The sequence below is a fragment of the Nitrospira sp. SG-bin1 genome, assembly GCA_002083365.1.
Classification (GTDB): domain Bacteria; phylum Nitrospirota; class Nitrospiria; order Nitrospirales; family Nitrospiraceae; genus Nitrospira_D.
In genome coordinates, this window is record LVWS01000032.1 from 12,686 (window position 1) to 36,375 (window position 23,690).

The following is a 23,690-nucleotide window of genomic DNA, read 5'->3' on the forward strand; positions in this document are numbered from 1 at the left end:
CCGTCCGGTAGTGCTGGCCAGTCGCGTTGCAGTCGATCGAACATGATCGTCAGAGCCTCCTCTTCATTGTCCATCGGCTGCTTTGGTTTCATCTACCTCGCCGCATTGTCGGGCTGTCTCTCGCCTGTCACTCTGACACGAGCCGTCATCGCCTATGATGATGCCATCACCGAATCGCAATCCAAACAACTGCTGGTCAACATCGCCCGAGCGCAGCACCATCAGCCCATTCACTTTACCGGCGTCTCCAACGTCGCGGCGACCTTCGATTTTCGTTTTACGGCTGGTGCCACACCGGCCCTCACGGGCGACGCCGGTCGGACGATCTTGCCCGTCATCGGAGGAAGTGTGGCCGAGAATCCCACCATCAGTATCGCGCCCATCGAAGGCGAGGAGTTTACCAAGCGCTTACTCACACCGTTTCATGAAGCGAAACTGACCTTGCTGCTGAGGCAGGGCATCGATATCGATCTCTTGCTCCGGCTGATGGCCAAAGAGCTCCGGCTGAGCCATCATGACGGAGCCGTCGCCTACCGGAATAATCCTTCCGACAAGATCGGATACGAAATGTTCAGGCGGGTGGTTCTCCATCTCTCCGCCGTTCAAGACCACAATAGCCTCTACGTCGAACCGTTGAGCATCGAACGGAGTTGGACCATCCCCGCCCACTCGGTTACGGCGGAAGGTTTCAAAGCGCTCGAACAGGAGTACCAGGTGTCCTATAACGCGCGGGACAAAACATTCATGTTACGAAAACAAGTCGAAGGCGGCACGCTGATCACCAACTATGACCCGAATTTATTGTCCCGAGAAGAGCGGGTCCGCTTGCAGAATGAGAATGAGCAAGGTCTCCCGCATGACGTGACGTTCGACATACGCCCCGGTCACTACGGCGGCGACTGGCCGATCAAGGGAGACTTTCGGCTGCGCAGTTTCAACGCGATGTTGAACTTTCTGGGTCTCTCTATTGCTGAAGAACCGGAGTACCATGTCGAGAAAGACAGCCGCACTCCCGATGTGGCTGAAAATCCTGTCAAGACGATGGACTTGCAGGTGTCGCCGTCGGCTCCATCCGGATTGGATCTCGTGATGAAGTCCCATGGCCAATATTACGCCGTCAATACGACCGGACCACAGGCCCGTTGGAACCGCGAAGCGTTCAAACTCTTGTCGCAACTGTTCCAGATGACGGTGACAGAGGTCCCGCGTGCCGGCGTGCCGAGCATTACCATCGCCAAGTAGGTGGGGATTCCTCGTGCCTAGGGATAAAGCCGATGGGATTACGCATCCGCACGGTCCAAGCTGGGTTTCGGAGGCCGTCGGCCAACCAGATAGATGATGGCAGGAAAGAGCATGGTCGTCCCTGGAAAGATCAGCCGATACCCCCACCAAGGCAAGCTCGGTCGAAAAAATCCCAATCCGACGGTCAGCAGAATCGACGCCAGAATTCCATAGACATACGCCGGGACCAGCGTCGTAGAATGATCTTCGCTGCGCTGTCTTGAAGCAGCGACGAAGCCCTTGATAAGGAGATAGACTGAGAAGATGATACAGGCGGTACCGTAATAGGCTGCGTACTCTTGCATAAGACCGTCCTGGTTGATGCTCCCACAGGGCCGCTGGGCAGGTAATTTATAGCGTATCGCCTGCGCCCTTGTCGAGCCGAACCTCAGGGACTTGTAGACCCGTGGTCCACCGTCCTTGAGATCCATAGCAACTTGATAATAGTCCAACAAGGTTGAAATCGAAAGTTCCGTGACGACCTTATCCCTACTCAGGAGAGCGGCCTATGAAGATGTTGGTCATCGTCTTTCGCGAATCACTCGTGGAGCAGGTGCATGGGCTACTGAATGAATACGAGGTGAATGCCTTCAGTGAGCTGCACAACGTCGCCGGCAAGGGCTCGACTGGTTCCACGAGCCAGTTCTTTCTGGCCCCCACGACCAACCGAATGATTCTTGTCGCAGTATCGGACCAATCTGCCTACCGCCTCATCGATGCCTTTACGCGGTTTCGATTGGAGCAGGAGGCCGCTAAAGGCGACAATATCTTCCCACTTCATGTGTTTGTGCTGCCCTGCGAACAAGCGGTATAACCGGAGTGGATGCCATCTACCGTTCTTGCCGTGCGATGGCTTCTTAAGCGAGCGGGAGGTCCTCGTTTCCACGACGGCCTCCACGACGGCCTCCAGGAGTGCTCTCCTGGAGGCCCAGTTGAATGTCCGACACATCGTCGGGAAACGTCGACTCAGTGCGTGTTCGGCGCCATCGACTCGACCGCCTCCTTGGCATTCTTCTTGGCCTTGGCTTTCTTCGCTTTTGCCGCTTTCTTCATCTCTTGTTTCTCGGCCTTCAGGGCATCCCGCTTCGCTTTCATCTCCGATTTCATCTGTTCTCTTTTGGCCTTCATGTCAGACATCATCTGATCCTTTTGGGCCTTGAGGTTATCGCGCATCTGATCCTGCTCGGCCTTCATCTCGCCCGTGGCTTCGCCGGCCATGGAACCCATTTCGTTCTTCAATTCGGACCCGAGCCCGGTCATATCGTCGGCCAAGGCCCATGCACCAGTGCCGAGTATCAGAACGGCGGTTACAGTTGAAACAATGGCAAATCGCATGAATCTCCTCCCTGCTATAGGTTGAAGCGAAGTCGCTGACGCGATCGAACGATGCCTCTCTAGGGCTATCGTGAGATGGGGTTTCTTGCAATCTATTTCATGGTTTTCGACGCGGAACTCTTGCGGAAGCTATGGAAAGACAACAAAAAATGAATCAAAAAGATCACGGCCCCCAGCAGGAGATCCCCTGGAGGCCGTGTAAGAATATGCGCCTCAGCACAACGCTCTCGGGCGTTCACCGGGAGACGAGCGCTACGGCCTGATCTGCCACAGCAAGTACACCAGTCCGACAGCCAACGCCGATACCACGACGAAATGCATGAACATCCTCCTTACGATTGATTGTTGTACTTGTTCGACGCCGGAAACCGGCGCCTAGGCTAGGGGTATCGCGAGATGGGTTTTCTGGCAACTGATTTCGAGGTTTTGGATGTCGGGCGTGCGGGGCCGGCGAGGTGGCGCTTTGAACGTCATATGATCGCGTGCAGATGGCGGTGAGAGCTACGAAACGCGGGGGTTGCCGTGCATCCGACTGAAGACATCCCAGTCGAACTGCTTCGGTGTGACCGCATGGAGTGGAATCGGACCGATTGATCCCCGTTCACGATAGGCCAAAAGACACCCAACAATGTCATCGGGTGATTCGATCAGTCGGTGCACCAGCTCATGGGCCAGATGCTGGGCAATCGCCTTGTCTTCCGGTATCGGCCTGGCGCCCCGGAGCGTATGGCCCAGAATGGTGGCTTTTGTGGCCAGGGTGAGCGGATAGTGACCGGACCGCGCATGCCGTTCCGGCCATTGGGTAATTACCTCAGCAACATAGTCGACGAGACCATGGACACCACCATCCTTGTGATGACGGTGCGGTGTACGTTCGGCGACGACGAATAGGTGGCTCTTGTTTGGCACGCCCAATGTCCGTTTGAGCGTCCCGAGGATCACCTCATCGATATAGGCGTTGGGGTCGGGATGTTCGTTGACCAACAGTCCCTCGGCTCTGGCTTGATACGCGCAAGCCAACGCCAGATGACCGGATCCGGCCCCCATGATCTCCACGAAAAACACACTGCCCATTGCCGCGCTGGTGGCCTTGAGGGATTCGATGGACTGATCCGCCAATGCCACGGCGGACTGGAATCCGAGAGAGATCGTACCTTCAATATTGTTATCGATGCTTCCGGGAATGCCGACCACCTGCACGCCGAATTCTTCGTAAATGGCCCGAGCACCCCGCATGCTGCCGTCGCCCCCCAGCACGATCAGCGCGCCATCACGCACGTATGGTTCGAGATGACGCATGGCCACATGCTGCACCGTCTCTTGCTTGAACTCCTCGAAACGGCTGCTGCCGATGGGGCTGCTGGGATGGCTGCTCATGCCGCGGGTGTGCTCATCGGTCACACGTTCGATCCAATTGTTGGCTAGACCTAAGTAGCCGTGCCGAACAAAATAGACCTCCAATCCCAAGCGTTGACCGGTGACATGCAATTCCTTTAACGCGGCGCCGGCCCCGGCGAAATCACCTCCAGAGACGAGCGCGACGATTCGTTTGAGGGTTCGAGGTTTGAGCGTGACACGGTCTTTTCTTGCGCGCTCCACGGTCACCCATGTGTTGCGTACGGCTCGTTCCCGTTCGGATAGGCCGACGGCCGTTGAGTAGCCGGACATCCGCCCCTGTTCGACCGTGAGCAGCACGACATTGTCTTGGCTTTCCTTATAGTCACTGAACTCGCTAAAGGCTTCATGGAACGGTCGTTGGTCCAAATAGATCATTAACGCCCGCAAGGTGGAACTGTGGGTGTAGAGGCAGGCCACTTTACCCTTTTGCGCGACACCCAATCGGTGGAGACCGTCGATGACGTCGGCATAGAGGTCGAAGAAAGAATTGCCGCCCGGATAACAATACAGCGGATCCTTCATCAATCGCTTGGCGGTGGATGCGTCGACGCGAAACGCGCGCGCCGCTTCTTCAACCTCGAGGGACTTCTCCAATCCCGTGACCCAACCGAAGTCCGAGGATTCAAGCGCCGGTTCGGCGATGGGTTCGGATGCGGGCGCGCACTGCAGCAGCGCCGCAGACACCCGCTCGTACAATTGCCTGGTGTTTGGGCTCCGGCTGATGCAATGGAGGAACGTCCGCGGATCGAGGTAGTTAGTCAGATGTAAGAAGTCGAGTTGTTGTCCCACCACGCCGATCATGCGGGCGAGCGCCGCGCCCACGGCATCGGCTTTGGCGACGCCTCGTTCACGGTCCAATTGATTCGGTAAGCGGCATCCGACGCGATGGGTTTTGCTATTCACTTGCGAGACCCCATGGCGCATCGTGAAGAACAGCGTCCGGTCTCCCAGATCCCGAGGCAACAACCAAAACCGATCATCACCGAGTTCAAGGACAATACGGCCTTCCGCCAGCGCGGGGGTCAGCTGTGTACGTGGCACGATGGCGACCGGACGCCGATAGGTCGGTTTGGCTACCGACCCGATCGTCGCTCGCAGCAACGGCTGCAGCGAGCCTTCGGCAAGGAGCCTGTTCCAGGCGACAAAGAACAGCAGCTGATCATCGATGAGGCTTTCCCGAGCCGACCGGTACGCTTCGGCGGTCGCAAACCCGGACTTGGATCGCTCGACGAATGAGCGGAGTTGCTCCATCTTGGCTTGGATTCGATCAGCTTCATCGCCGGAGGGTCTTCCTGGTGGAGGTTGGACGAGTCCACGCTCCGACGCTCGTTGGGCGAGAGCGCGACCATAGGCCAGGAGTCCTTCAACCGTGACAAAATCGAGTGGATGACTCATAGCCGGCCTCAATCAGACGATTGTGTCAACGAGAAGAGCGCCGCCACGTGACCGATTTCTTCTGTGATTGTCCATACCATTGATCAATCCTAAACCGATGCCCAGACGGTCGCAAGAGGCGCATAGTGTCAGCGATGATTCGAGACGAACGACTTCAATTGAGTCCACTTCTTAGAATGTGTGATGGTAAGTTGTATGTCTATGTTCGAGAAGATGAAGACGGCAAGATTTTTGGTCTACTCATTGGGGTGGACGATCACCCTATCGTGTTTCCTCGGTGCCACGACTTCAGCAGAACAACTCAGTCCGGTCGGGCTGTGGTACAACATCGACGATCGTACGGGACAGCCACGCGCGGAGATTCGCATTATCGAGCGAGATGGTGTGCTGACGGGCCGGATTGAACGGAGCTTGTCAGCCGATCCATCCAGAGAAGAGTCTCACTGCGGCAAGTGTACAGATGATCGGAAGGGGCAGCGCCTTATCGGGATGGAGATCATCCGAGGCGCTCGTCCAGCCAAAGACCAATGGTGGGAAGGGGGAACGATTCTCGATCCTGATAACGGAAAAACATATTCGCTGCGATTGCGCGTTGCCGATGACAAGGGGTCTCTGTTGGTCCGTGGCTATATCGGACCGTTCTTCCGTACTCAGACCTGGCATCGCGTTGAGCGATAAGGACGCACGTTCAGAAGAGAGGCTCACCAGCGTTGAGCCCAAGCAGGTGCCGGCGCGGGATTCGGTTCAAGGGTCGAGAGATCCGCTTCGAAGAGAATCTGGTGATTGTCCCCTTCAAGATTTCGCATTTGTAGCACGCCTGCTCGTGTAGCCACCAGTAACTGGCCGCCTCTGCTCCAATCAGCCCATTGAAGATCGTCCAAAGGTTCGAGATTACCATTGGATTCTAGAGAATATCGGACATTGAGGCCATCGACGGCCTGATCAACACCAAACTCTCCTCCAGCCCATCCCACGCTTTCCACGCAGAGAACTCGCGTGCCGTTCGGTTGAGGTTTTCGCATGAGCGCGTTGCGGTGCTCGTCCCACGCATCTTTTGGATCACGGGGCGGCGAGTCCTCCGCTTCCGTCCAGCCTCTTCGTCGTTCGTTGGCGAATTGAACCACCGGAATAGACCGTAGCCCGTAAGGAATGGGAAGCCGTTCCATCTGTTGATCGTCACGACCGCTGTCTTCTGTGAAGTAGTAGCCGCGTGTCCAGGTGCCGCATGTACCAAAGGCGTGGAGCGCGGTGAGCCACGGAAGTTTCGAGAGCGCGACATATGCCTCGCCATGTTCCCACGTGGCACTGGGTTTATGCGCGAAGTAACAGAGATACCGTCCGTCCGGAGAAAGATCAGATCGCCGTGGAAAAATACGACCGCCGAGCCAAGCTCCCGGCTCGTATCGCTCGGCAGTGAGGTCCCACCGTCCGATATGCGACCAGTTACTCGGCCCCCGACGAAACACGGCCACCACCGGCGCCTGGATCGCTGGGATACAGTAGATACGAGGAGGGACTGATCGTGTCATGATCGATCGACTCGCGACGGGATTAGCCGGGAACGTCATGAATCATCTTGAGCACCGACCAAGACATCACGGCCAAGCCGAGCGCGCAGAGCATCAAAATGACACCGCTCACCTGGAGCAATCTCCCTCGGGATACTGCGGCTTGACCGGTCAGAACGGTCGTATCTCGAACAACTGATGTATGTGGAGGAAACCGCATGGCATGCCGAACCTGCCCCCCTGTCCGCCAACAGTGCCACCCGGCGAGACACACACAGACGGTCATGATGCCCATGCACAGGGAAAAGACGATAGACAATGATTGCTTGGCAGCATCAACGGGCAGACTGCGCACCTCGGCCTTCCACTCCTCAGCGACCATCCAAAGCGCAACACCGCCGATCAGCACCACGATCAAGACAACGATCGCCAATCGTCGGCGACGGTCATCGGCTCGCTGAATCTCAGCCATACCACGCACCTCGGTCAATCAGGACTCGCATCACCGTGATGGTGCGAGCATTGTTCGTGTTGTCGAGGAAATTTTGACCGGGCATTCTGCGATCGGCAAGCGATAGATGGAAATGTGCAGGAACAACGGCGGTGAGACGAGCGCTCTCTGTGATGCGTGTGACCGTGTTATGGCATGACGACCAGCTTGCTGAACTCTTCGCGCGCGGCAGTCAGGATGGCTGACGGCGCCTTGTCCGGGCTCCCGGCATCAAACGGCGGCCGAGGATCGTATTCGATGAGCAGTTGTGTGAGTTGGGCCGCCTCGGAGCCGAACTCTACAGCCACGAGAGTGAGCGCCATGTCGATCCCGGAGGAAACGCCGGCGGCCGTGAAGACCTTGCCGTCGCGAACGACACGTTCTTTGGTCGGTATGGCGCCGAATTGTTTCAACACATCGTGGGCGAGCCAATGGGTCGTGGCTTTCAGCCCGTTCAGCACGCCGGCTGCTGCCAGTCCTAAGGCACCGGTACAGACCGACGTGGTCCACTTGGTTGTGCGGTGCACCAGGGCCATCCATTCCAGGACAAGCTGATCACCCATCACCGCTTGAGGAAATGCCGTGCCCGGCACGACCAGGATGTCGGGGCTGGTGGTTTCATCGAGCGAATAGTCGGCCGTTAACCGGAGCCTTCCGAAGTCCGTGCGCTTCACGCCTTTCTCGCGTGCCACGAACCGCACGTCGGTGCCAAGCGTCGGCGCCTGCAGAACTTCGTAAGGGCCGATCGCGTCGAGCGCCGTCATGCCGTCGTACAACAGGATGGCGACTTGTAACTTTTTCTCTGGAATTATCCTCTCCATCCGATCCTCCCTCTGTCGTCCAAGGTATTTCGATCACAGACAACCCTTCAAGAGCGAGCCCGCGGCTGATTAGAATACCATCGCATGATCGACCAAATATGTGGACCCGTTTTCCACGAGAACCAATTCGGCGACGTACTCCCCCGCTGTCTTCGTGAACCACTGCTTCCACACAATCGCCACCGATTCTGGGCGTCGAAAGACAGCCACAAACTCTCTTTTGGCAAAGTACCCGCGCTCAGCCTGATATTTTCTGCACAAGGTCTCTAGATATTCCTTCGTGACGATACGTTTCATACGGTCTGTGAAGTCCCTTGTGTGCCTCTCATGGTCGATAGCTGTCGATCCCTTCATCAGGTTGTCCATTATCGGATCAGCGACGGCCAGAATTTCTCTATCCGATTTGTCTGCCAATGTCATGGTACCTCCGTCAGCAACTCACGGCGTCTTGATCAACAGAAAGTGGGCAGTATAATAACCGCATGGACCGGATCGCAGTCTGCCTCATTATCATACTCGGAACTGGATGGCAAAGCCTGGTGTTCGCCTGTAAGGAGGAACCACCTCAAGAGCCGAGCGCAAAGGAACGCTTGAACCAGGTCCTGAATTCTGAGGGTGGCATACAAGTCTACAAAGACCATCAAGGAAACGTCACGAACACGACGGTTCTGCCGAACGGCGAGCGAGTCATCGTGGTGCAGCCGCCGCAAAGTCAGGGATTCAACGTTGGCCCACCCCTTCAACTGAACAATCAGACACTCACGTTTCCTCCGCCACCTCTACCTTCTGTTCAACCACCAGCCCCTGAATTTCCACAAAGGGCGCGGTAGCAACGCGGATTGCCCACTTCTCACCTTTCGTCTTGACGATCCTTATCATGTGCGCGCCATACTCGCCAATCCAGGTATGCGCGTGCCACCATCTTCCTCTGGCCACCCGCCAAAACTGCTTTTCTTAAGTCAGATGTCGTCGCAGCTGCCGAGGCGATGGCCGTTTCGAAGGAAGTTGGAACCATGATGATAACTAGGAATAGACAATACGAGGTCACATTTGAGCGACAGCGAGATTGATGTTTCGGTGAGTGTTTGACAGGCAATAAACAGATCTTGACGTAGAATACATCTCATTTGGCACTTGAGGTAATGAATGAATGGTCTTGCTTGTCAGAAGTTCGCTTTCTAGATCCGAAAGATACTTCCAATTCGACCCTGGTCCCTTCAGGGCCCCGAGTATCCTGCTGGATGAGTGAACCCACCTGCGCTCTTTTACCAGCACGTTAAAATGAGTTCGGGCGAGACCGATGAGGGGGTGGGCGCCGTGGTACCGTTGGACGACTGCGGGATCGCCGCCGCCGTCCCTGGCGCCCCACCCGGGGTTACACCGATACCGCCACTCCCGCATTAGATACTTGAACTCAGATTAGAAGATCGATGTGGATCAATACCATCAAAGTCTGAACGGACATGTCATATTTCATCTGTATCGTGAAAAGACGTACGTTGCGTTGCTCCGCTATCGGCACACAACCGATCGAACTTAAGAGAGCGTATGGTATAGTTTGGGACAACCATTCCCATTAGAGATGGAGGTCCGTTATGCTAAAGCGTTTGCGATACCTCGCGATCGTCGGTGCCAGCCTGGTGCTCGGCACGACCGGCTGCACCCTTAAAGCCACTATTAACCAAACGACCGATACGACGTCCAATGTGACCGGCACCACATCGGGAGCCGCTTGGTGGAGCGAAGACGGCCAGATCAAGCCGGATTTCAAAGCTGCGGCGTTTGTCGCCTTCAATCGGGAAAGCCTGACTCAAGATGTGGCTGCGGGTCGCGGGGAATATTTGGCTTCGATGGGTAGGTTGCTGGGCGTTCCTGAGGATCGACAAGCGGGATTCTTTTTTGCCGCCCAGGCGAACTATGCCGAGGCAGGAGCCAAGGATTCCACGGCACTGCTGACGCTGCTCCGCGACACATCCAAACCGTTCGTCTACTGATCGGCGGATCTCATGGGCGCTGTCCGACCGTTGCCGAGCCGGTCGGCTCGGCAACGAAAAGCGCCGCCTCAGCGTGGCGCCCGATGACCGAGCGCACAAGCACCCCGTCCTTGAAGACCAGAAAATTGGTGGGCACAGCCGGGACACGAGAGCCCGGCAGAATCACTCCGGCGAGGTTCAAAGGGTCCGTGGCTGAGAGTTTGATTTCATGCCCGGTTGCTGATGAAACCCTCGTGTTCCTCATCGCGCGCAAAGCCTCCACCGCTTCCGGCAGCGCGAATTGTTCCCCCGTGAATCCGCTGACGAATCGGCCGCCACGGACCTCCCCCGCCATCTCCATCCGTCGGTACTGAACGAGTACATCTCGCCAAGACTGAACCAGCGACTCCCGTGTCAGCAGGTCACGAAACACCACTCCATAGCGCCGAAGAAGTTGTCGAGCGATCTTTTCCGCCGCGGGACTCGAAGAATGGAGAGAGCCATTCGACAAGCGCATGGCTTCTTCGGCCGTCCTCGCAGGCGGGTGAAGGAGCGACCACCGTCCGGCCGAATGCCGAGGCCGACGTGTCCGTTCACGTCCTTCGGCGCGACGCCGATGGGGGTCCATGAGGGCGCGAAGATTATCAAAGCCATCAGACGTCACCAGACCGGCTGCCACCAGCTCCCACAGTCCATTCTCCACCTCCGTCGCAAGGTGTTTGGTCACGCGCACCAGATCGGCAAAGAAGCTGGCGCCTTGGTGCCGTAAGACCCGACAGAGGTCCTGTGCGACCGCACTGAGATGGGTGCTGGGATCAGCGAAAGAGCGGCTCGACTCACCACGAACGACATTCATCAACCAGTCACCGTCCTCTCGCGGAAAGAGACTGATGGGAGCGATGCTGGTTGGAACAATGCGCCGTCGGTCCGTCTCCCCTGCCCGTGAAAATCTCGGATGCGGAGAAAGACGTCCCCAGCTGACCGCGCCGCTCAGACAGAGGCGATCCAAGAGTGCCGGTTCGTACTTCGCCATACGCAGGCGCAAGAGCTGTGGCTCCCAGGCGGAGGCCGCCGCCTCGAATCCCGCCAGCTGTCCGATCACTTGCAGCAGGCCGGCTTCTCCATGCTGACGCGATCCCGGCGTGACATGCTGCCATTGCAGCAAAAATCGCATGAAGTCTGATGCCGTGACCGGCTCTACTTCCTTGCGCAAGATCCCGATCGTCAGGCGATGGATACGGGCCAACAACCGACGGTGACACCACTCGGTTTCGGCGTTCGGTATTCGTGACGCGTCATCCGTGAACCGGCCGCGGAGAACCTGTCCCTGTCCTTCCAGCCGCAGCATGGCACCGCCGACACGATCGACAGGGAGATGTAATCGGGCAGCAAGCCTGTGTGTCGTCGTCGGACCGATACTTTCCATCCATCCCAGTACGATGGAATCCAACGTCGAATCATCACCGGTCGCAAACATCAGCTCAAGCCGCTCTTTATGTTCCGTTGCGAGCCACCCCTTCACTCCTTCCCCGTTCTCCGACAAGGTAGTTGCCCGACCGGATTCCACGAGTAACGGCCAATAGGCCGCCCATTGAGCCGTTTCGGACTCAGGCACCCACACCAGTGCCAGCAATGCATCGTGCAGTTCATCGGCGTCTCGCACGACCGGCCAAGATTCACGGGTGACTTCGGCGATTGCTGCCGGATCCAGCGCCCCGATCTCTCCGAGCAGGTCGGGCGGCAGAGTCCGCCGTAGCTCGACCGCTCGAGCCCGACGTTCTTCCAGCGGCGCATCGTCGAGAAAGGCATAGGGGTTCGCATTCAAAATCTCATGAGAGAAGACCGACGGCGACGGCGTATCGATCGCCACGCAATGGATGGCGCCGGATTCGACCAGCCGCAGTACCTCGGTGAGTCCCTCCAGATCCATCGCTTCCGTGAGACAGTCACGCAGCGTTTCCTGTACGAGCGGATGGTCTGGTATCTGCCGCGCCGCCCGTTCGCCGGTCAGATTCTCCTGACAAGCAATGGCATCGGGAAAGATCGCTGCGAGCAGGTCCTCCGCTTTCATTCGCTGAATGTGCGGCGGAACCTTCTTGCCTTTCGCGAAACGTAGAAGGGCCAGTGCCCGCGAGGCATTCCATCGCCACCGGGTGGCAAACATCGGCGCGAGCAGCACCGCCTGGACCAAGACGTCCCGCACCGTATTGGAGTGGAGGTAGCTGAACACGGATTCCAGCGGGAAGCTGTGTTTCTCTCCCAGCGAAATCACAAGACCGTTGTCCGTGGCGGCTGCCTGCAGCTCGAAGTCGAATGTCACGCAGAACCGTTTCCGCAAGGCCAGTCCCCAGGCTTTGTTGATCCGTCCGCCGAACGGCGCATGGATAACCAGCTGCATCCCGCCGCTTTCATCGAAGAACCGTTCGGCCACGATGGTATCCTGAGTGGGCACGACTCCCAGAACAGCTTTCCCCGCCAGGACGTATTCGATCGCTTGTTGGGCCCCCTGTGGATCAAGGCCGCATTCTTGGCGAAGCCAGCTGCCAGCTGCCAGCTGATGGTTCTCAGGTGACGATGCTCTTCTCGCAACGTTCTCACGAAGACCGGCCACTTCTGCGGAAAGTTCCGTTGTACGAGCCGGAGCCTCGCCGCGCCAGAAGGGAATGCTGGGTGGCGCGCCATGGGCATCTTCCACCCTCACTCTCCCCATCTCGACACCCTTAATCCGCCAGGATGTGTTGCCAAGCAGCATGATGTCGCCGGCCAGGCTTTCCACGGCAAAGTCTTCGTCCACTGTTCCCACTATGGTGCCGTCCGGTTCGGCCACGACGGCGTAATTGGCGGTATCGGGGATCGCCCCGCCTGACGTGATCGCCGCGAGTCTCGCCCCGCGCCGGCCTTTCAGCCGATGATTCAGGCGATCATGGTACAGATAGGCCGATCCCCTCCCTCGCTGAGTCGCAATGCCCTCCCCCAACATCCGGACGATCCGGTCGAACGCAGCCCGTTCCAATTCACGATAGGGGCCGGCGCGACGGACCAGCGCAAACAGTTCCTCTTCTGTCCAAGCTTGCGTCGCGGCGGCCGCAACGATTTGCTGAGCCAGGATGTCGAGCGGCGCCGGTGGGACCTCGATGCGATCCAGCGTTCCCTGCTTGATCGCATGGATCAGCGCGGCGCACTCGACCAATTCGTCTCTGGTCGTGGCAAACAATCGGCCTTTGGGAATGGCCTTGATCCAGTGGCCGGCACGACCGATTCGCTGCAAGCAGGTCGCAATCGCGCGCGGCGAACCAATTTGACAAACCAGATCCACCGTGCCGACATCGATTCCCAGTTCAAGCGATGCCGTGGCCACGACGACTCGGGTCTTGCCTGACTTTAATCGTTCTTCCGCCGAGAGCCGGATCTGCCGTGAAAGGCTGCCGTGGTGGGCCGCCACCGCGTCAGGTCCAAGCTCCGAGAGCCGCTCTTCCAGGAAGTGCGAGACTCGTTCGGCCAGGCGGCGCGTGTTGACGAACACCAAGGTCGTGCGATGGGCCCGTACCAGCTCCGCCACACGATCGTAGATGTCGGACCAGACGGCATTCGTGGCGACGGCACTCAGCTCATCGTTTGGAACCTCAACCGCGAGATCCATCTGCCGTTTGTGACCCACATCGATCATCGTCGGCATCGGACGGTCACCGACCAGGAACTGCGCCACGGTTTCGATCGGTCTCTGGGTGGCTGAGAGGCCGATTCGTTGTGGCTTCGCGAGCGTGAGTGCTTCGAGTCGTTCAAGCGACAGCGCCACATGGGCTCCACGTTTATTCGGCGCGAGCGCATGGATTTCATCGATGATCACGGTGCGCACGGTCTGCAACAGACGTCGGCTCTTGTCGGCCGTGAGCAAGATGAAGAGCGATTCGGGTGTCGTCACCAGAATGTGCGGCGGGCGTTTGAGCATCCGCTGCCGGTCTGCCATGGGGGTGTCCCCGGTTCGAACCAGCACGCGAAGTTCCGGCATCAGCAATCCGGCCTGGAGAGCGAGCTGACCGATCTCGGCCAGCGGCTTCTGGAGATTTTTCTGGATGTCGTTGCTCAGCGCCTTGAGCGGAGACACATAGAGAACCTGTGTGTGATCGTCGAGTTCACGATTGAGTGCCTGCTGAAAGAGCTGATCGATACAGGAAAGAAAGGCCGCGAGCGTCTTTCCGGACCCGGTAGGGGCCGCGATGAGCGCATCTGCTCCGGACTGGATCGCGGGCCAAGCCTGGATTTGAACGTCGGTCGGCTGACCGACGTGTGAAGAGAACCATTCGGAGATAATGGGATGGACGCGGGTGAGCGGCATCGGCGGCATCTTACCATGCGTGATTCATCACTGCATGGCACCCCTTTTTTGATTTTTCAGGTCGATCTAACGCAACACTAATGTTGGCTGGTTGCTCGGTTAGATGACAAGGGATCTCACTGATGGTGCTGCTGGAGTGCTGTGGTAAGGTGACTATGGATGGATTTTTTTCATTTCATGACATGAAAGGTCAGGCTATGTGGTTTCTTTTGATTGTCTTACTCGCCCCACCTTCAGGTATCGATCGTGCCACGGTATTGAACGCCTTTGAGACGTATGAGGCCTGCAAGCCGGAGCGCGATCGTGTGGGCTTTGAAATGGCGGAAAGCTATCCCTACGAGAATGATTTTCGCATCGTGTGTGAATTCCGAGAAAAGACATCTCCTCAGCTGCCGATACGCTATCAACGTGAATCATAGATGCGTTCCGCTCCCTCACCATGTCACTGCTCATCCGCGCTTCGTTCTGAAAGTGTTCGGCGTATTCTTATTTCTTCGCAGGTAACCTCTATGGCATCATGATCGTTCAATGCGCCTGTCTGTTATTGTCCCGGCCTTCAACGAAGCACGTCTGATCGAACAGACCCTACAATCCATCGCCCTATCATTGGAGGCCAATCGCAAACCCGACTTCACCTCAGAAATCATCGTCGTCGACAATAACTCCACCGACAATACAGCCGATCTCGCCAGGCAGGCTGGGGCGCGAGTCGTGTTCGAACCGATCAATCAAATCGGACGGGCACGCAACGCCGGTGCGGCTCAGGCCACCGGCGATTGGTTGCTATTCCTGGACGCGGACAGTCTCCTCAGTTCCGAACTGCTGGCGGACATTCTTCGACTGATCGAATCGGGACAGTACGTCGGGTGCGGCAGCACATTGCGGATGGATGGCTTGCCTTGGTGGGCGAACATGACGTTGTGGTTCTGGACCGCGGTCTCGGTTCTTTTTCGGTGGGCCGCCGGAGCGCTCATCGTCTGTCGCCGCGATGCGTTTCAGGAAGTCGGCGGGTTCGATCTAGAACTTTATGCGTTAGATGAGATTAGGCTGAGCAAACGACTGAAACAATGGGGCAGACGCCACGGCATGCAGTTCACGATTTTGGCCGATCATCCTCTGAAGACCTCGTCACGAAAGGTCTCGCTCTACTCTGGGCGAGAGATCGCCATCCAGATTTTCCGAATTTTTTTCCTCCCGAAACGAACCTTACAAGATAAAAAACACCTTTCGGTCTGGTACGACGGACGGCGCTAGGCACATCTGTTCTCGTGAAACTCCCATGGCTTTGGCGTTGTCCGGACACGCTCTACCCACCTGATATGATTGTCATGACCATCCCCCATCGAAAGGAGAAGCGATGCGATTTATCAAAGTACAAGATGAAGAACGTACAGGAGAAGTGGCGATCAACCTCGATCTCGTTCGAGAGGCGCACTTCGGACGAGGCATGCTGCATCTGTACTTTGAGCGCAGCTCGTCCTCACAGGATGACATGACGTTTACCGGCGAAAATGCCCAAAAGATTTGGGCGGCCTTGGGATAAGAAGAAGTATTGTTCTCGGCGCTCAATGGGCGCGTGCCGGGAATGGACAGGGCCGACCGGCTCACGTCTCACCAATCATTGCCGGCCGTGAGGGTGAGTGCGATCACCACAGAATCTATCAAGGGGGCTCCGCCAGCAGCGACTGGATATGCCGCTCTGTCTCGCCGTACCCTCCTTCGCCGACTTTGACATAGCGGATGAGGCCGCGCTTATCGATGAGGTACATCGCCGGCCAGTAACGATTCCCGTAGCGGTTCCAGGTCGAGAAATCGTTGTCGATCGGCACGGGAAAGCGGATATCGTGTTCCGCCATGTAGCGTTTCACATTCTCGATCTCGCGTTCGTGTGAAAACTCCGGTGAATGGACGCCGATCACGAGGAAACCTTGATCCGAATATATCCGATACCACTCCTTCACGTAGGGCTCGACGTTTCGGCAGTTGTAACAGCCGAAGGTCCAGAATTCGACCATGACCACCTTGCCCCGGAGATCGGCCATCCGCAGCGGCGTACTGTTCAGCCACGTGGCATTGGCGATGTCCGGAGCCGGTTTCCCGACCATCGCGTCCGCCGGAGGAAGAATAAGCCATCCTGCCAGCAGAACCGCGATTGCCATTCCCAGATGGCGAATAAGACCACCTATCTTATATTCCGGCGTACCACTCATACCCCTGGTCCTCCCAGTAGCCGCCCTTCCCGCCTCCGATGCCGGCGAATGACTCGACCAGTTCGATCTTCATGACATACTTCGCCTGCTTGTACCCGAGCTGCCGCTCGAAGCGGAGCCGGAGCGGCGCACCATGCGGAACATCCAATGGCGCGTCATTAAGTTCGTAAGCCAGAATGGTCTGAGGGTGATAGCAATCGGCGACGGCCATGCTCTCGTAGTAGGCGATGCCTTCATCATCGACATCGGCACAGTGAAAGACCGCATGGCGGGCATTCGGTAACGGTTCGACCTGGCGCATCACATCGCCGACCGGCACACCGGTCCATTTCCCGATGGCGCTCCAACCCTCCACACAGTCATGACGGGTGATTTGTGTCCGAGCGGGCAACTCTTTCAATGCAGCCAGCGACCAGCTTCTCGGAGATTGCACCAAGCCGACCACTTCCAACGTCCATCCGGAAAACTTCCGTGCGACATGCTCGGCATATTGCTCCGTCCCGGGATCAGTGTTGCCGTTCGCCGGAAAGATTTTTGAGATATCGGACTCCCGATATTCTTTGGCAAGCGCATCCCGTGGAGTGACCGCCCGTTGCACGGTTTCCGTCCATCGCTCCGTCTTACTGAGTATGGGCGGGAACCAACTGCTCTGCGTGAGATTGTCGCAACCGGAGAGCGCGACCAGGCTTGCGGCACCCACTGTCCCTTTCAAGAATCGGCGTCGGTCTATGGTACGTTCAGGCTTCATGACCCACTCCTTCATGTTTGACGACAAACCACCCGGTGACCATTGATCGGACATTGTTCAGAAACCCGGTGAGAGTCACCTGGACGACATGGACGACGATAAACCCCACGAACGAAAAGCAGGCAAGGAAGTGAATGGTTCTTGCGGTTTGCCGGCCACCGAAGATGGTCAAGAGCCAGGGGAACGCGGCGTCGATCGTCGGTGACATCGCAAGCCCGGTCAACACGATCAGCGGCGCCACGATGAACAAGATGCCGGCATAGGTCATCTTTTGAAGGACGTTGTACCGTTTGGCCTCGTTACCGCTGGGATGTCTCAAAACCAGATGATCTCTGAGGGACTGGCCGATGCCGCGCCAATCGCGGCCGGTTGGCGCCAAGTCACGTGCGGCATGTCGACTCACGAAGGCATACGCGGTGAAAATCAAACCGTTGATCACAAAGAGCCAGGCGAAAAACAGATGCCATTGCCGCCCCATCGCAAGCCACTTGGCGCTGGGTATGGTCGCCCAGGTCGGAAAGGCTCGTCTCATGCCGTCGGAGTAACCGAGTACGCCGGTTGTATCAAACTGATGGCCCAGGATTGTCGTGATGCCCTGTACCTCCCCGCTCTCGCTCTGCACCGGCCTGATCGACAGCAGCGGTTGGTCGCGATCGGAGCGGTCGCCCCAATAGAGGGCTGGGTGGGCGTTAAAGATCTGCAGCCCGCTCATGATGAGGATGATCAGGAACGGAACATTCAGCCAATGACTGATCCGCACCGGAAGACGATGGCGGTACACACGTTCGATCGCAGGAGGAGAAGAAACCGTGGGGTTACTCACGGTCGACAACGCTTCAGATGCCGACGGCTCCGCCGGCGGGATCTGGTCCCTTTCCCGACCGACAGCTTCTTCTGAATGAATGAGTAACGCCATGATTCCACCTCCCCTAAATACGCAACCTAGCGTTTCGTCGGAAGTACCGATTGTTTCTTACAGCGGCGCGATCATAGCGGGGAACAACAGGGCCTGCGATCGGACCCCCGACCGCAGGCCCTGTTGAAGACAGTGTGACTGAGCAGAGAGGTCTTAGTAGCCTATCGCTCCCTTCAGATTGCCCTTCATCGCATCCTTGCCGGCCTTCATGTCGTCCTTCATCGCATCTTTCGAAGCCTTCATGGAGTCCATCTTGCCCTTCATCTCTCCCTTCATCTCGTCCTTCATCGCACCGGGTTTTCCTTTCATGGCATCCATGTTCGCCTTCATGTCGCCCTTCATGGCATCCATATCGTGCTTCATCTCGCTTTTCATTTCATTGGCCATCGAGCCCATCTCACTGGCAAAGGAATAGGTACCGGCGCACATCAGGCCAGCGACCACTGCAAGCGACAGCATCATCTGCTTCATCGAAAACCTCCTCGTGGGTAATGGTGGATTGGCATGGACAGCGAGTGACTTGGAATTATTCCTGGACCTTCGTGTGCTGCTGGACCTCCGGCCAGTTGGTATCAGCCTTTTGAATATACCCTGGGATATCCGATAACCACCGAGCACGAATGGTTTCATTGTAGTTGAGGTACAGTTTATCACGCACAACCGAAAAGGCTACCGGGTCGATCTTGGCCTTATAGCCTTTGGCCATGCCATAAGCGCAGTATCCCCCATACTGTGGCGCGAACTTTTCCGGATTGGCGACAAACGTATCCCGATGAGCGGCTGACGCAAACTGGAAGGTTGCGCCCTGATAGTCCGAGCGAAACTCCGGCGATCCCTTCACCGGTTTCATTTCCGTGAAATAGGCGACTGGATCATACCCGTCGATGGCCAAGCCGTTCCGCTGAAAGAACTCACCTGCGTAGACGTTGATATTGAACGGTGTTAAGTGCCAGATCGTTACAAATATGAATATCACGTACCGCTTTAGCATCGTCTTCTCCTGTGAATCGATAGCGTGAAGTCGATTGAGGCAAGGAAGTCTTACACGTGTGATCAAGGTCGTAGCGATTATTCCCCTGCAACATTCACAAATACCTTGATCGCGGCCTTCTCCATTGTCAGTTTCTGCATCATCTCCGCGTAGTTTTCGAGGCCGTTCACAGGATGCGTCAGCAACTGTGAAAGCCAGCCTGGGAATTCCAGTTCCGCCCTCGCGAAGTCGTAGACGCCGGCTTCGAAGTATTCCCGATTCGCGTTCACCGTGCCGATGACGAGCTTGTTGCCCAGTACGAAATCCAGGTTGATCTTATCGGCTGGTATCGCATGGTGCCGGTCTCCGCCGGTCACGCTGGCGAGAATGAGCACCCCGTTCTTTCCCAAACATTCCATCGCCTCGAAGACGACGGGCGAATGGCCGGTAGCCTCGAACATCAAATCAAACGGCCCAAACCGTTTTGCCGCTTCTTTAATGGATAGATCATTCGTTGAGATATACCGCACGTTGAGCTCGTCCAAGAGATCCAGATTACGGGAAGAGCCGGTTTGTTTTCCGAAGCTGGTGACATCGCACCCTTTCATCTTCAACGAGAGCGCCGCCAGCAAGCCGACCGTCCCAGCACCCAGCACCGCTACTTTCTTGGGTCTCCAAATCTTAAAGCGCCGCTGCGCCTCGTACGCCTGGATGATACCCTTCTGGATAACGGACATCGGTTCAAGTAACACCGCCACATCTTTAAGTCCTTTGGGAACTTTTACGAGGTATTCCGGATCCTCCGCGAATAATTCCGTTAAGTACCCATGCCGGAGATTGATCCCACGTTCATAGTAGGTATCCTCCAGCGTCATGTCATATTGGCCGATCTGATCATAGAAACTGCCGCCGGGGCGGCGAACCGTCGGCACGACAACATCTCCTGGAGAGAATTCGGAGACGTTGTGCCCAACTTCTGAAACTCGCCCAACACATTCGTGGCCGATGACAAGGAAATCATAGCCGGGAGGCGCTTGCCCATATTCAGCCGCATTGATTTCCTTGTCCGTACCATCCACCCCCACGCGCAATACTTGCACAAGCACGCCGCGCCCGTTCGGAATCTCCTGCACCGAGGGTTTTGGCAAATCGGCAAGATGGATTGAATCCGGCTGTCCTGGAATCACTGCGATGGCTTTCATCGTTGCTCCCTATTCGGCATCGTTATTGTTCCGGCTGGTTGCACCCTAGTCGGCAGTCGTTTTAGCAGACGATCTCTTACAGCAAGAACCGAGCGATACCTGTCTTATTGGGTAGGACCTGCGAGAAGCGACGATGCACGAGATCGTGGTTGATCGGTGTGGGATAAAGACGCCGATCACGAGCATCAATCGGTCGAAGATGATCGGCGTACCCGCGCGGCAAAGGCCTGTCGCAATCGGTGGGAATCGGACGGACGTTCTTCTGCCTTGGGCAGTAATCCCACTGTGTCCCGAACCGTTGCAATCTGTTTCACATAGGTCTCACAGCCGGCACAGATCGCCAGATGTAAGGCAATTTGACGTTTTCGGTCGTCACCGACATGGTCGTCCAGGTAGGCCGAGATCCACTGCACCACCTCCTGGCAAGTGATCTCCGGGACGGTCGCCGGTCCCTCTTCCTGTGCCATCGTGAAGACCTCCCTTGAATGGTTCTACCTGTGGGTCGGTCCTTCCGACGTTTCCTTACACCGTCGCTGTTCGCCCCTCCACGTAGGCTTCCACGGCCTGGCGCACCCGCTCCCGAGCCCGATGGAGCCGGACATACAGATTTGTTTCAGAAATCTTTAGGAGATCGCAGACTTCCTTGGCCTCGACTCCCTCAACATCGCGGAGAATCAACACGTCCTTTAAAGTTCGAGGCAACGCCTCAATGGCCTTGTTCATGGCCTGGACCGCCTGCTGTGACGCCAAGAGCTTTTCCGGAGTCCGGTTGTCCCACGGCTGGGGCGGGAAGGCCCAGTGACCGGCCCATTCACCGGACCGGTGGAACCGAGATGGATCGATCGTTTCCTCGCTCTCCTCGTCCAACGACTCGAAGGAAGAAAAGGTCGTATGCCGCTTCTCGCGCACCCCCCGATCCTTGGCCTTGTGGATCATGATCCCGAAGACCCAGGTTCTCAAGGAGGATCGCCCTTCGAATCGACCTAACCCTTCGATGACCGCCATCCAGGTATCCTGGACGACTTCTTCCGCCACTTCCCGATCCGCCACGTACCCCATCGCCATTCTGATCAAGGCACTGTGGTGTCGTGTGACCAATTCATCGAACGCCCCTTCATCCCCCTGCCTAAGTCTCGCCAGAAGGGCGAGCTCCCCGCTTGCCGCCGAGGTTGATGGCTTCAACTCCGGTTTCCGCCCCACAACCATCCGATGACTTACCGACTCAGTAACCGTAATGGGTTCGACGTTCATGATCGGCCTCCTATTTGAAGCAGCTCCGTTACAAGGGCCGGAGCGCTCATTAACGTGAGGTGTGAATGGGAAAACGCATTGAGGACCTCGACTCCGCGTCCATCGATGTACTCGACGTTCGAGCAATCCAAATACACGGCTTTGTTCTTCCGAAGGTATGAACGGCATTCCCCATCAAGCAGAGCCGCCCATTGCTCCGTGATCTTGCCTTCCAGCTTGAGCAGGACATCACACGCGCTTTCCTGTATTGTCGTGATCTTCAACATCGCCGCCTCTCCTCCTGTCTCAACCTGATGTCGACCTAATCAGGAACGGTGATGCCAGAACAGAAATCCGGTGGGTGGATGGCATAAGACGGTGATTTCATTCGAGGACGTATCTGCCTGCCGTCGTGTGACGGAGGAGGAGGTGAGGTGCCTATTTCCCATGGTATTGGGAACGTCCCAATTAGTTGGGAGATTGGCAAGAGGGAGAGGAGCAGCGGAATAGGAGAGAGTGAGTCTGAAAGTCTCAGTCGAGTATTGCCGCCAAGCGGGCGTAATCGATCGATGCTCTGACCCGTTCGAGCCAAGCCTGGCGTGCCGCTTGCTCAGGGCCTTGCAAAACATCTTCTCCGTTCTGCATTGACACCGATACGGCAATGACCTGAATTTTCCCAGGCTGACTTCCATTCGGAAAGGTCGGATCCATTTTATACGCCAGGGCCTGCTCAGCCGGCCCTGGCTTGAGGTTGGTCAATTCATACGCGGCCCGTAAGGCTTCTTCTTCCAATGCGGCCCGTTCGACATGGCCGTTGCGGATGTGGTCGGCGTCCCGCAAGAGGTCCGCAGCTCGAGTGCGCAACTGAAGCGCTGTTACTTCGTTATTGCTCGCCGCCGCGTCTCCCTCGAGCCGACGACTGTGCTCCCGAATCTTGCTCACTCGCCATTGATCATCCTCGCTGAGTTCGTGGAGTCCATTGATCTGCGCCTCCATCGCCTTACGGGCCGAGCCGTCGGCGTCGGCCCACACGGCGGGCATGGCGAGTTGCTGAGCCGTGAACGAGGCCCGATAGATACGATACTCATTGAGCAACTTCGACAAGTGAGCCTCTCGCGCGGCATCCTGAGCTTGGGCGGCCTGAACGTCCGCGGTCAATCGCTTCATGTTCTCGACATACTGGTCGGCACCGGATGGATCGGTCCTTCTCCGCAATGCCGCGGTTCGGTCGATCATGGCCTGATCGGGAGCCTTGCGTGAAGCCATGGTGGTGCGCCAATCAGCCAAGGCCTTTTCACGGGTTGCCCCCACGCGATCGAGCCGCTCTCCGAGGGTTTGAGGAATCCATGGCAGGCGCCCGTTCTTCGAGATGATCACCCAGCCGTTGTGTTCCGGGTACCCCCCCAACGTGCCGGTCAGCTTTGGAACCTCGTCCTGGGCCAGGAACATGTCCTTCGAGACATGGTTGAAAAAAACGCTGATGCCGCCCATCGATCCCGTCATGAGGTCCGCCTCCGGGATGATCCCACAGTCTCCTTTCCAGAGCCCGATGCCCAGCACTGTCTGCTCCGGGTAGGCGCGTACGATCAACTTCGCATCCATCGGTCCATAACGGTTCGCAGCCATCGTGGTCCGCACCCGGACAGGCACCGGTGGGTTCATGAATTCCTGTGATTGTTTGATGATGGTCTCCGCGGCGTTCAGGGCCTTGAGATGACGGGCCCATCGTTTATCGGTGACGGGGCCTTCGCTCTGACGAGGCGCCCAACACTGAACCTGTGCATCGGCCATTCCGGCGTGAATGATCATGGTCAAGGCAAGCACGCCGACGCCGAGCAGAGGCGCGGCCACCATCCGAAGAGGCATTGGCCCTCCTC

Annotated in this window: 25 protein-coding genes and 1 pseudogene; 7 read left to right on the forward strand and 19 right to left on the reverse strand. The window is 57.1% G+C overall.

The features are described from left to right. Positions 1-42 precede the first annotated feature (42 nt). The gene (locus A4E19_02960; GenBank protein OQW33387.1) at positions 43-1,242 is read left to right on the forward strand and encodes a hypothetical protein; all 1,200 of its coding nucleotides are present in this window, start codon (positions 43-45) and stop codon (positions 1,240-1,242) included. A gap of 38 nt (positions 1,243-1,280) precedes the next feature. Here A4E19_02960 and A4E19_02965 read toward each other — a convergent pair whose 3' ends face one another. After that, entirely contained in the window at positions 1,281-1,586 is a 306-nt protein-coding gene (locus A4E19_02965) for a hypothetical protein (protein OQW33388.1), read from the reverse strand. Between the two features lie 203 nt (positions 1,587-1,789). Between A4E19_02965 and A4E19_02970 the strand changes: the two genes are divergently transcribed. After that, positions 1,790-2,095, forward strand: a complete 306-nt coding sequence (locus A4E19_02970; protein OQW33389.1) for a hypothetical protein — start codon at positions 1,790-1,792, stop codon at positions 2,093-2,095. A 152-nt stretch (positions 2,096-2,247) separates the two neighbouring features. On the opposite strand, the gene A4E19_02975 is transcribed toward A4E19_02970, so the two are convergent. After that, a complete protein-coding gene (locus A4E19_02975; GenBank protein ID OQW33390.1) occupies positions 2,248-2,616 on the reverse strand; it encodes a hypothetical protein in 369 nt (122 codons plus the stop codon). A 501-nt stretch (positions 2,617-3,117) separates the two neighbouring features. Beyond that, the gene (locus A4E19_02980) at positions 3,118-5,409 is read right to left on the reverse strand and encodes a hypothetical protein (GenBank protein OQW33391.1); all 2,292 of its coding nucleotides are present in this window, start codon (positions 5,407-5,409) and stop codon (positions 3,118-3,120) included. A 213-nt stretch (positions 5,410-5,622) separates the two neighbouring features. On the opposite strand from A4E19_02980, the gene A4E19_02985 reads away from it, so the two are divergent. After that, positions 5,623-6,087 (forward strand): hypothetical protein, encoded by a 465-nt coding sequence (locus A4E19_02985; protein OQW33627.1) that lies wholly within the window; start codon positions 5,623-5,625, stop codon positions 6,085-6,087. Positions 6,088-6,110: 23 nt separating this feature from the next. On the opposite strand, the gene A4E19_02990 is transcribed toward A4E19_02985, so the two are convergent. The 5 genes from A4E19_02990 to A4E19_03010 all read right to left on the reverse strand — a co-directional run bounded on the left by A4E19_02990 (position 6,111) and on the right by A4E19_03010 (position 8,971). Beyond that, positions 6,111-6,938 carry a hypothetical protein gene (locus A4E19_02990; protein ID OQW33628.1) on the reverse strand — a complete coding sequence of 276 codons (828 nt, stop codon included), beginning with the start codon at positions 6,936-6,938 and terminating at the stop codon, positions 6,111-6,113. Between the two features lie 22 nt (positions 6,939-6,960). Further along, positions 6,961-7,389: a hypothetical protein gene (locus A4E19_02995; protein OQW33392.1), complete on the reverse strand. Its 429-nt coding sequence runs from the start codon at positions 7,387-7,389 to the stop codon at positions 6,961-6,963. 167 nt (positions 7,390-7,556) lie between these two features. Next, positions 7,557-8,228, reverse strand: a complete 672-nt coding sequence (locus A4E19_03000; GenBank protein ID OQW33393.1) for a hypothetical protein — start codon at positions 8,226-8,228, stop codon at positions 7,557-7,559. Between the two features lie 69 nt (positions 8,229-8,297). Beyond that, on the reverse strand, positions 8,298-8,648 hold the full coding sequence (locus tag A4E19_03005; GenBank protein ID OQW33394.1) for a hypothetical protein: 351 nt from the start codon (positions 8,646-8,648) through the stop codon (positions 8,298-8,300). A gap of 32 nt (positions 8,649-8,680) precedes the next feature. Continuing rightward, complete coding sequence (locus tag A4E19_03010; protein ID OQW33395.1) at positions 8,681-8,971, reverse strand: hypothetical protein; 291 nt, start codon at positions 8,969-8,971, stop codon at positions 8,681-8,683. An 852-nt stretch (positions 8,972-9,823) separates the two neighbouring features. Here A4E19_03010 and A4E19_03015 point away from each other — a divergent pair. Beyond that, positions 9,824-10,222, forward strand: a complete 399-nt coding sequence (locus tag A4E19_03015; GenBank protein OQW33396.1) for a hypothetical protein — start codon at positions 9,824-9,826, stop codon at positions 10,220-10,222. Between the two features lie 136 nt (positions 10,223-10,358). On the opposite strand, the pseudogene A4E19_03020 reads toward A4E19_03015, so the two are convergent. Next, positions 10,359-14,537, reverse strand: a pseudogene (locus A4E19_03020) (DEAD/DEAH box helicase). 122 nt (positions 14,538-14,659) lie between these two features. Here A4E19_03020 and A4E19_03025 point away from each other — a divergent pair. From A4E19_03025 to A4E19_03035, 3 genes are all read left to right on the forward strand, one after another. Further along, positions 14,660-14,956, forward strand: coding sequence for a hypothetical protein (locus tag A4E19_03025; GenBank protein OQW33397.1), 297 nt, complete (start codon positions 14,660-14,662; stop codon positions 14,954-14,956). A gap of 109 nt (positions 14,957-15,065) precedes the next feature. Beyond that, positions 15,066-15,791, forward strand: coding sequence for a glycosyl transferase (locus tag A4E19_03030; protein OQW33398.1), 726 nt, complete (start codon positions 15,066-15,068; stop codon positions 15,789-15,791). Between the two features lie 103 nt (positions 15,792-15,894). Next, the gene (locus A4E19_03035; GenBank protein OQW33399.1) at positions 15,895-16,080 is read left to right on the forward strand and encodes a hypothetical protein; all 186 of its coding nucleotides are present in this window, start codon (positions 15,895-15,897) and stop codon (positions 16,078-16,080) included. Positions 16,081-16,198: 118 nt separating this feature from the next. Here the strand turns inward: A4E19_03035 and A4E19_03040 are convergent, their stop codons facing one another. The 10 genes from A4E19_03040 to A4E19_03085 form a co-directional block, all read right to left on the reverse strand. Further along, complete coding sequence (locus A4E19_03040; protein ID OQW33400.1) at positions 16,199-16,747, reverse strand: hypothetical protein; 549 nt, start codon at positions 16,745-16,747, stop codon at positions 16,199-16,201. Further along, positions 16,725-17,495: a molybdopterin-binding protein gene (locus A4E19_03045; GenBank protein OQW33401.1), complete on the reverse strand. Its 771-nt coding sequence runs from the start codon at positions 17,493-17,495 to the stop codon at positions 16,725-16,727. Before A4E19_03045 ends, A4E19_03040 begins: the two co-directional genes overlap by 23 nt. Then, on the reverse strand, positions 17,485-18,318 hold the full coding sequence (locus tag A4E19_03050) for a hypothetical protein (GenBank protein ID OQW33629.1): 834 nt from the start codon (positions 18,316-18,318) through the stop codon (positions 17,485-17,487). Before A4E19_03050 ends, A4E19_03045 begins: the two co-directional genes overlap by 11 nt. A 246-nt stretch (positions 18,319-18,564) precedes the next feature. Continuing rightward, positions 18,565-18,882 carry a hypothetical protein gene (locus A4E19_03055; GenBank protein OQW33402.1) on the reverse strand — a complete coding sequence of 106 codons (318 nt, stop codon included), beginning with the start codon at positions 18,880-18,882 and terminating at the stop codon, positions 18,565-18,567. Between the two features lie 55 nt (positions 18,883-18,937). Next, positions 18,938-19,402 carry a tat pathway signal sequence domain protein gene (locus A4E19_03060; GenBank protein OQW33403.1) on the reverse strand — a complete coding sequence of 155 codons (465 nt, stop codon included), beginning with the start codon at positions 19,400-19,402 and terminating at the stop codon, positions 18,938-18,940. A 77-nt stretch (positions 19,403-19,479) separates the two neighbouring features. Then, complete coding sequence (locus A4E19_03065; protein OQW33404.1) at positions 19,480-20,583, reverse strand: glucose dehydrogenase; 1,104 nt, start codon at positions 20,581-20,583, stop codon at positions 19,480-19,482. 185 nt (positions 20,584-20,768) lie between these two features. Then, positions 20,769-21,050 carry a hypothetical protein gene (locus A4E19_03070; protein OQW33405.1) on the reverse strand — a complete coding sequence of 94 codons (282 nt, stop codon included), beginning with the start codon at positions 21,048-21,050 and terminating at the stop codon, positions 20,769-20,771. A gap of 55 nt (positions 21,051-21,105) precedes the next feature. Next, entirely contained in the window at positions 21,106-21,789 is a 684-nt protein-coding gene (locus tag A4E19_03075; protein ID OQW33630.1) for a hypothetical protein, read from the reverse strand. A 41-nt stretch (positions 21,790-21,830) separates the two neighbouring features. Continuing rightward, positions 21,831-22,100 (reverse strand): hypothetical protein, encoded by a 270-nt coding sequence (locus tag A4E19_03080; GenBank protein ID OQW33406.1) that lies wholly within the window; start codon positions 22,098-22,100, stop codon positions 21,831-21,833. A 244-nt stretch (positions 22,101-22,344) separates the two neighbouring features. Further along, positions 22,345-23,679 (reverse strand): hypothetical protein, encoded by a 1,335-nt coding sequence (locus tag A4E19_03085; GenBank protein ID OQW33407.1) that lies wholly within the window; start codon positions 23,677-23,679, stop codon positions 22,345-22,347. Positions 23,680-23,690: the final 11 nt, after the last annotated feature.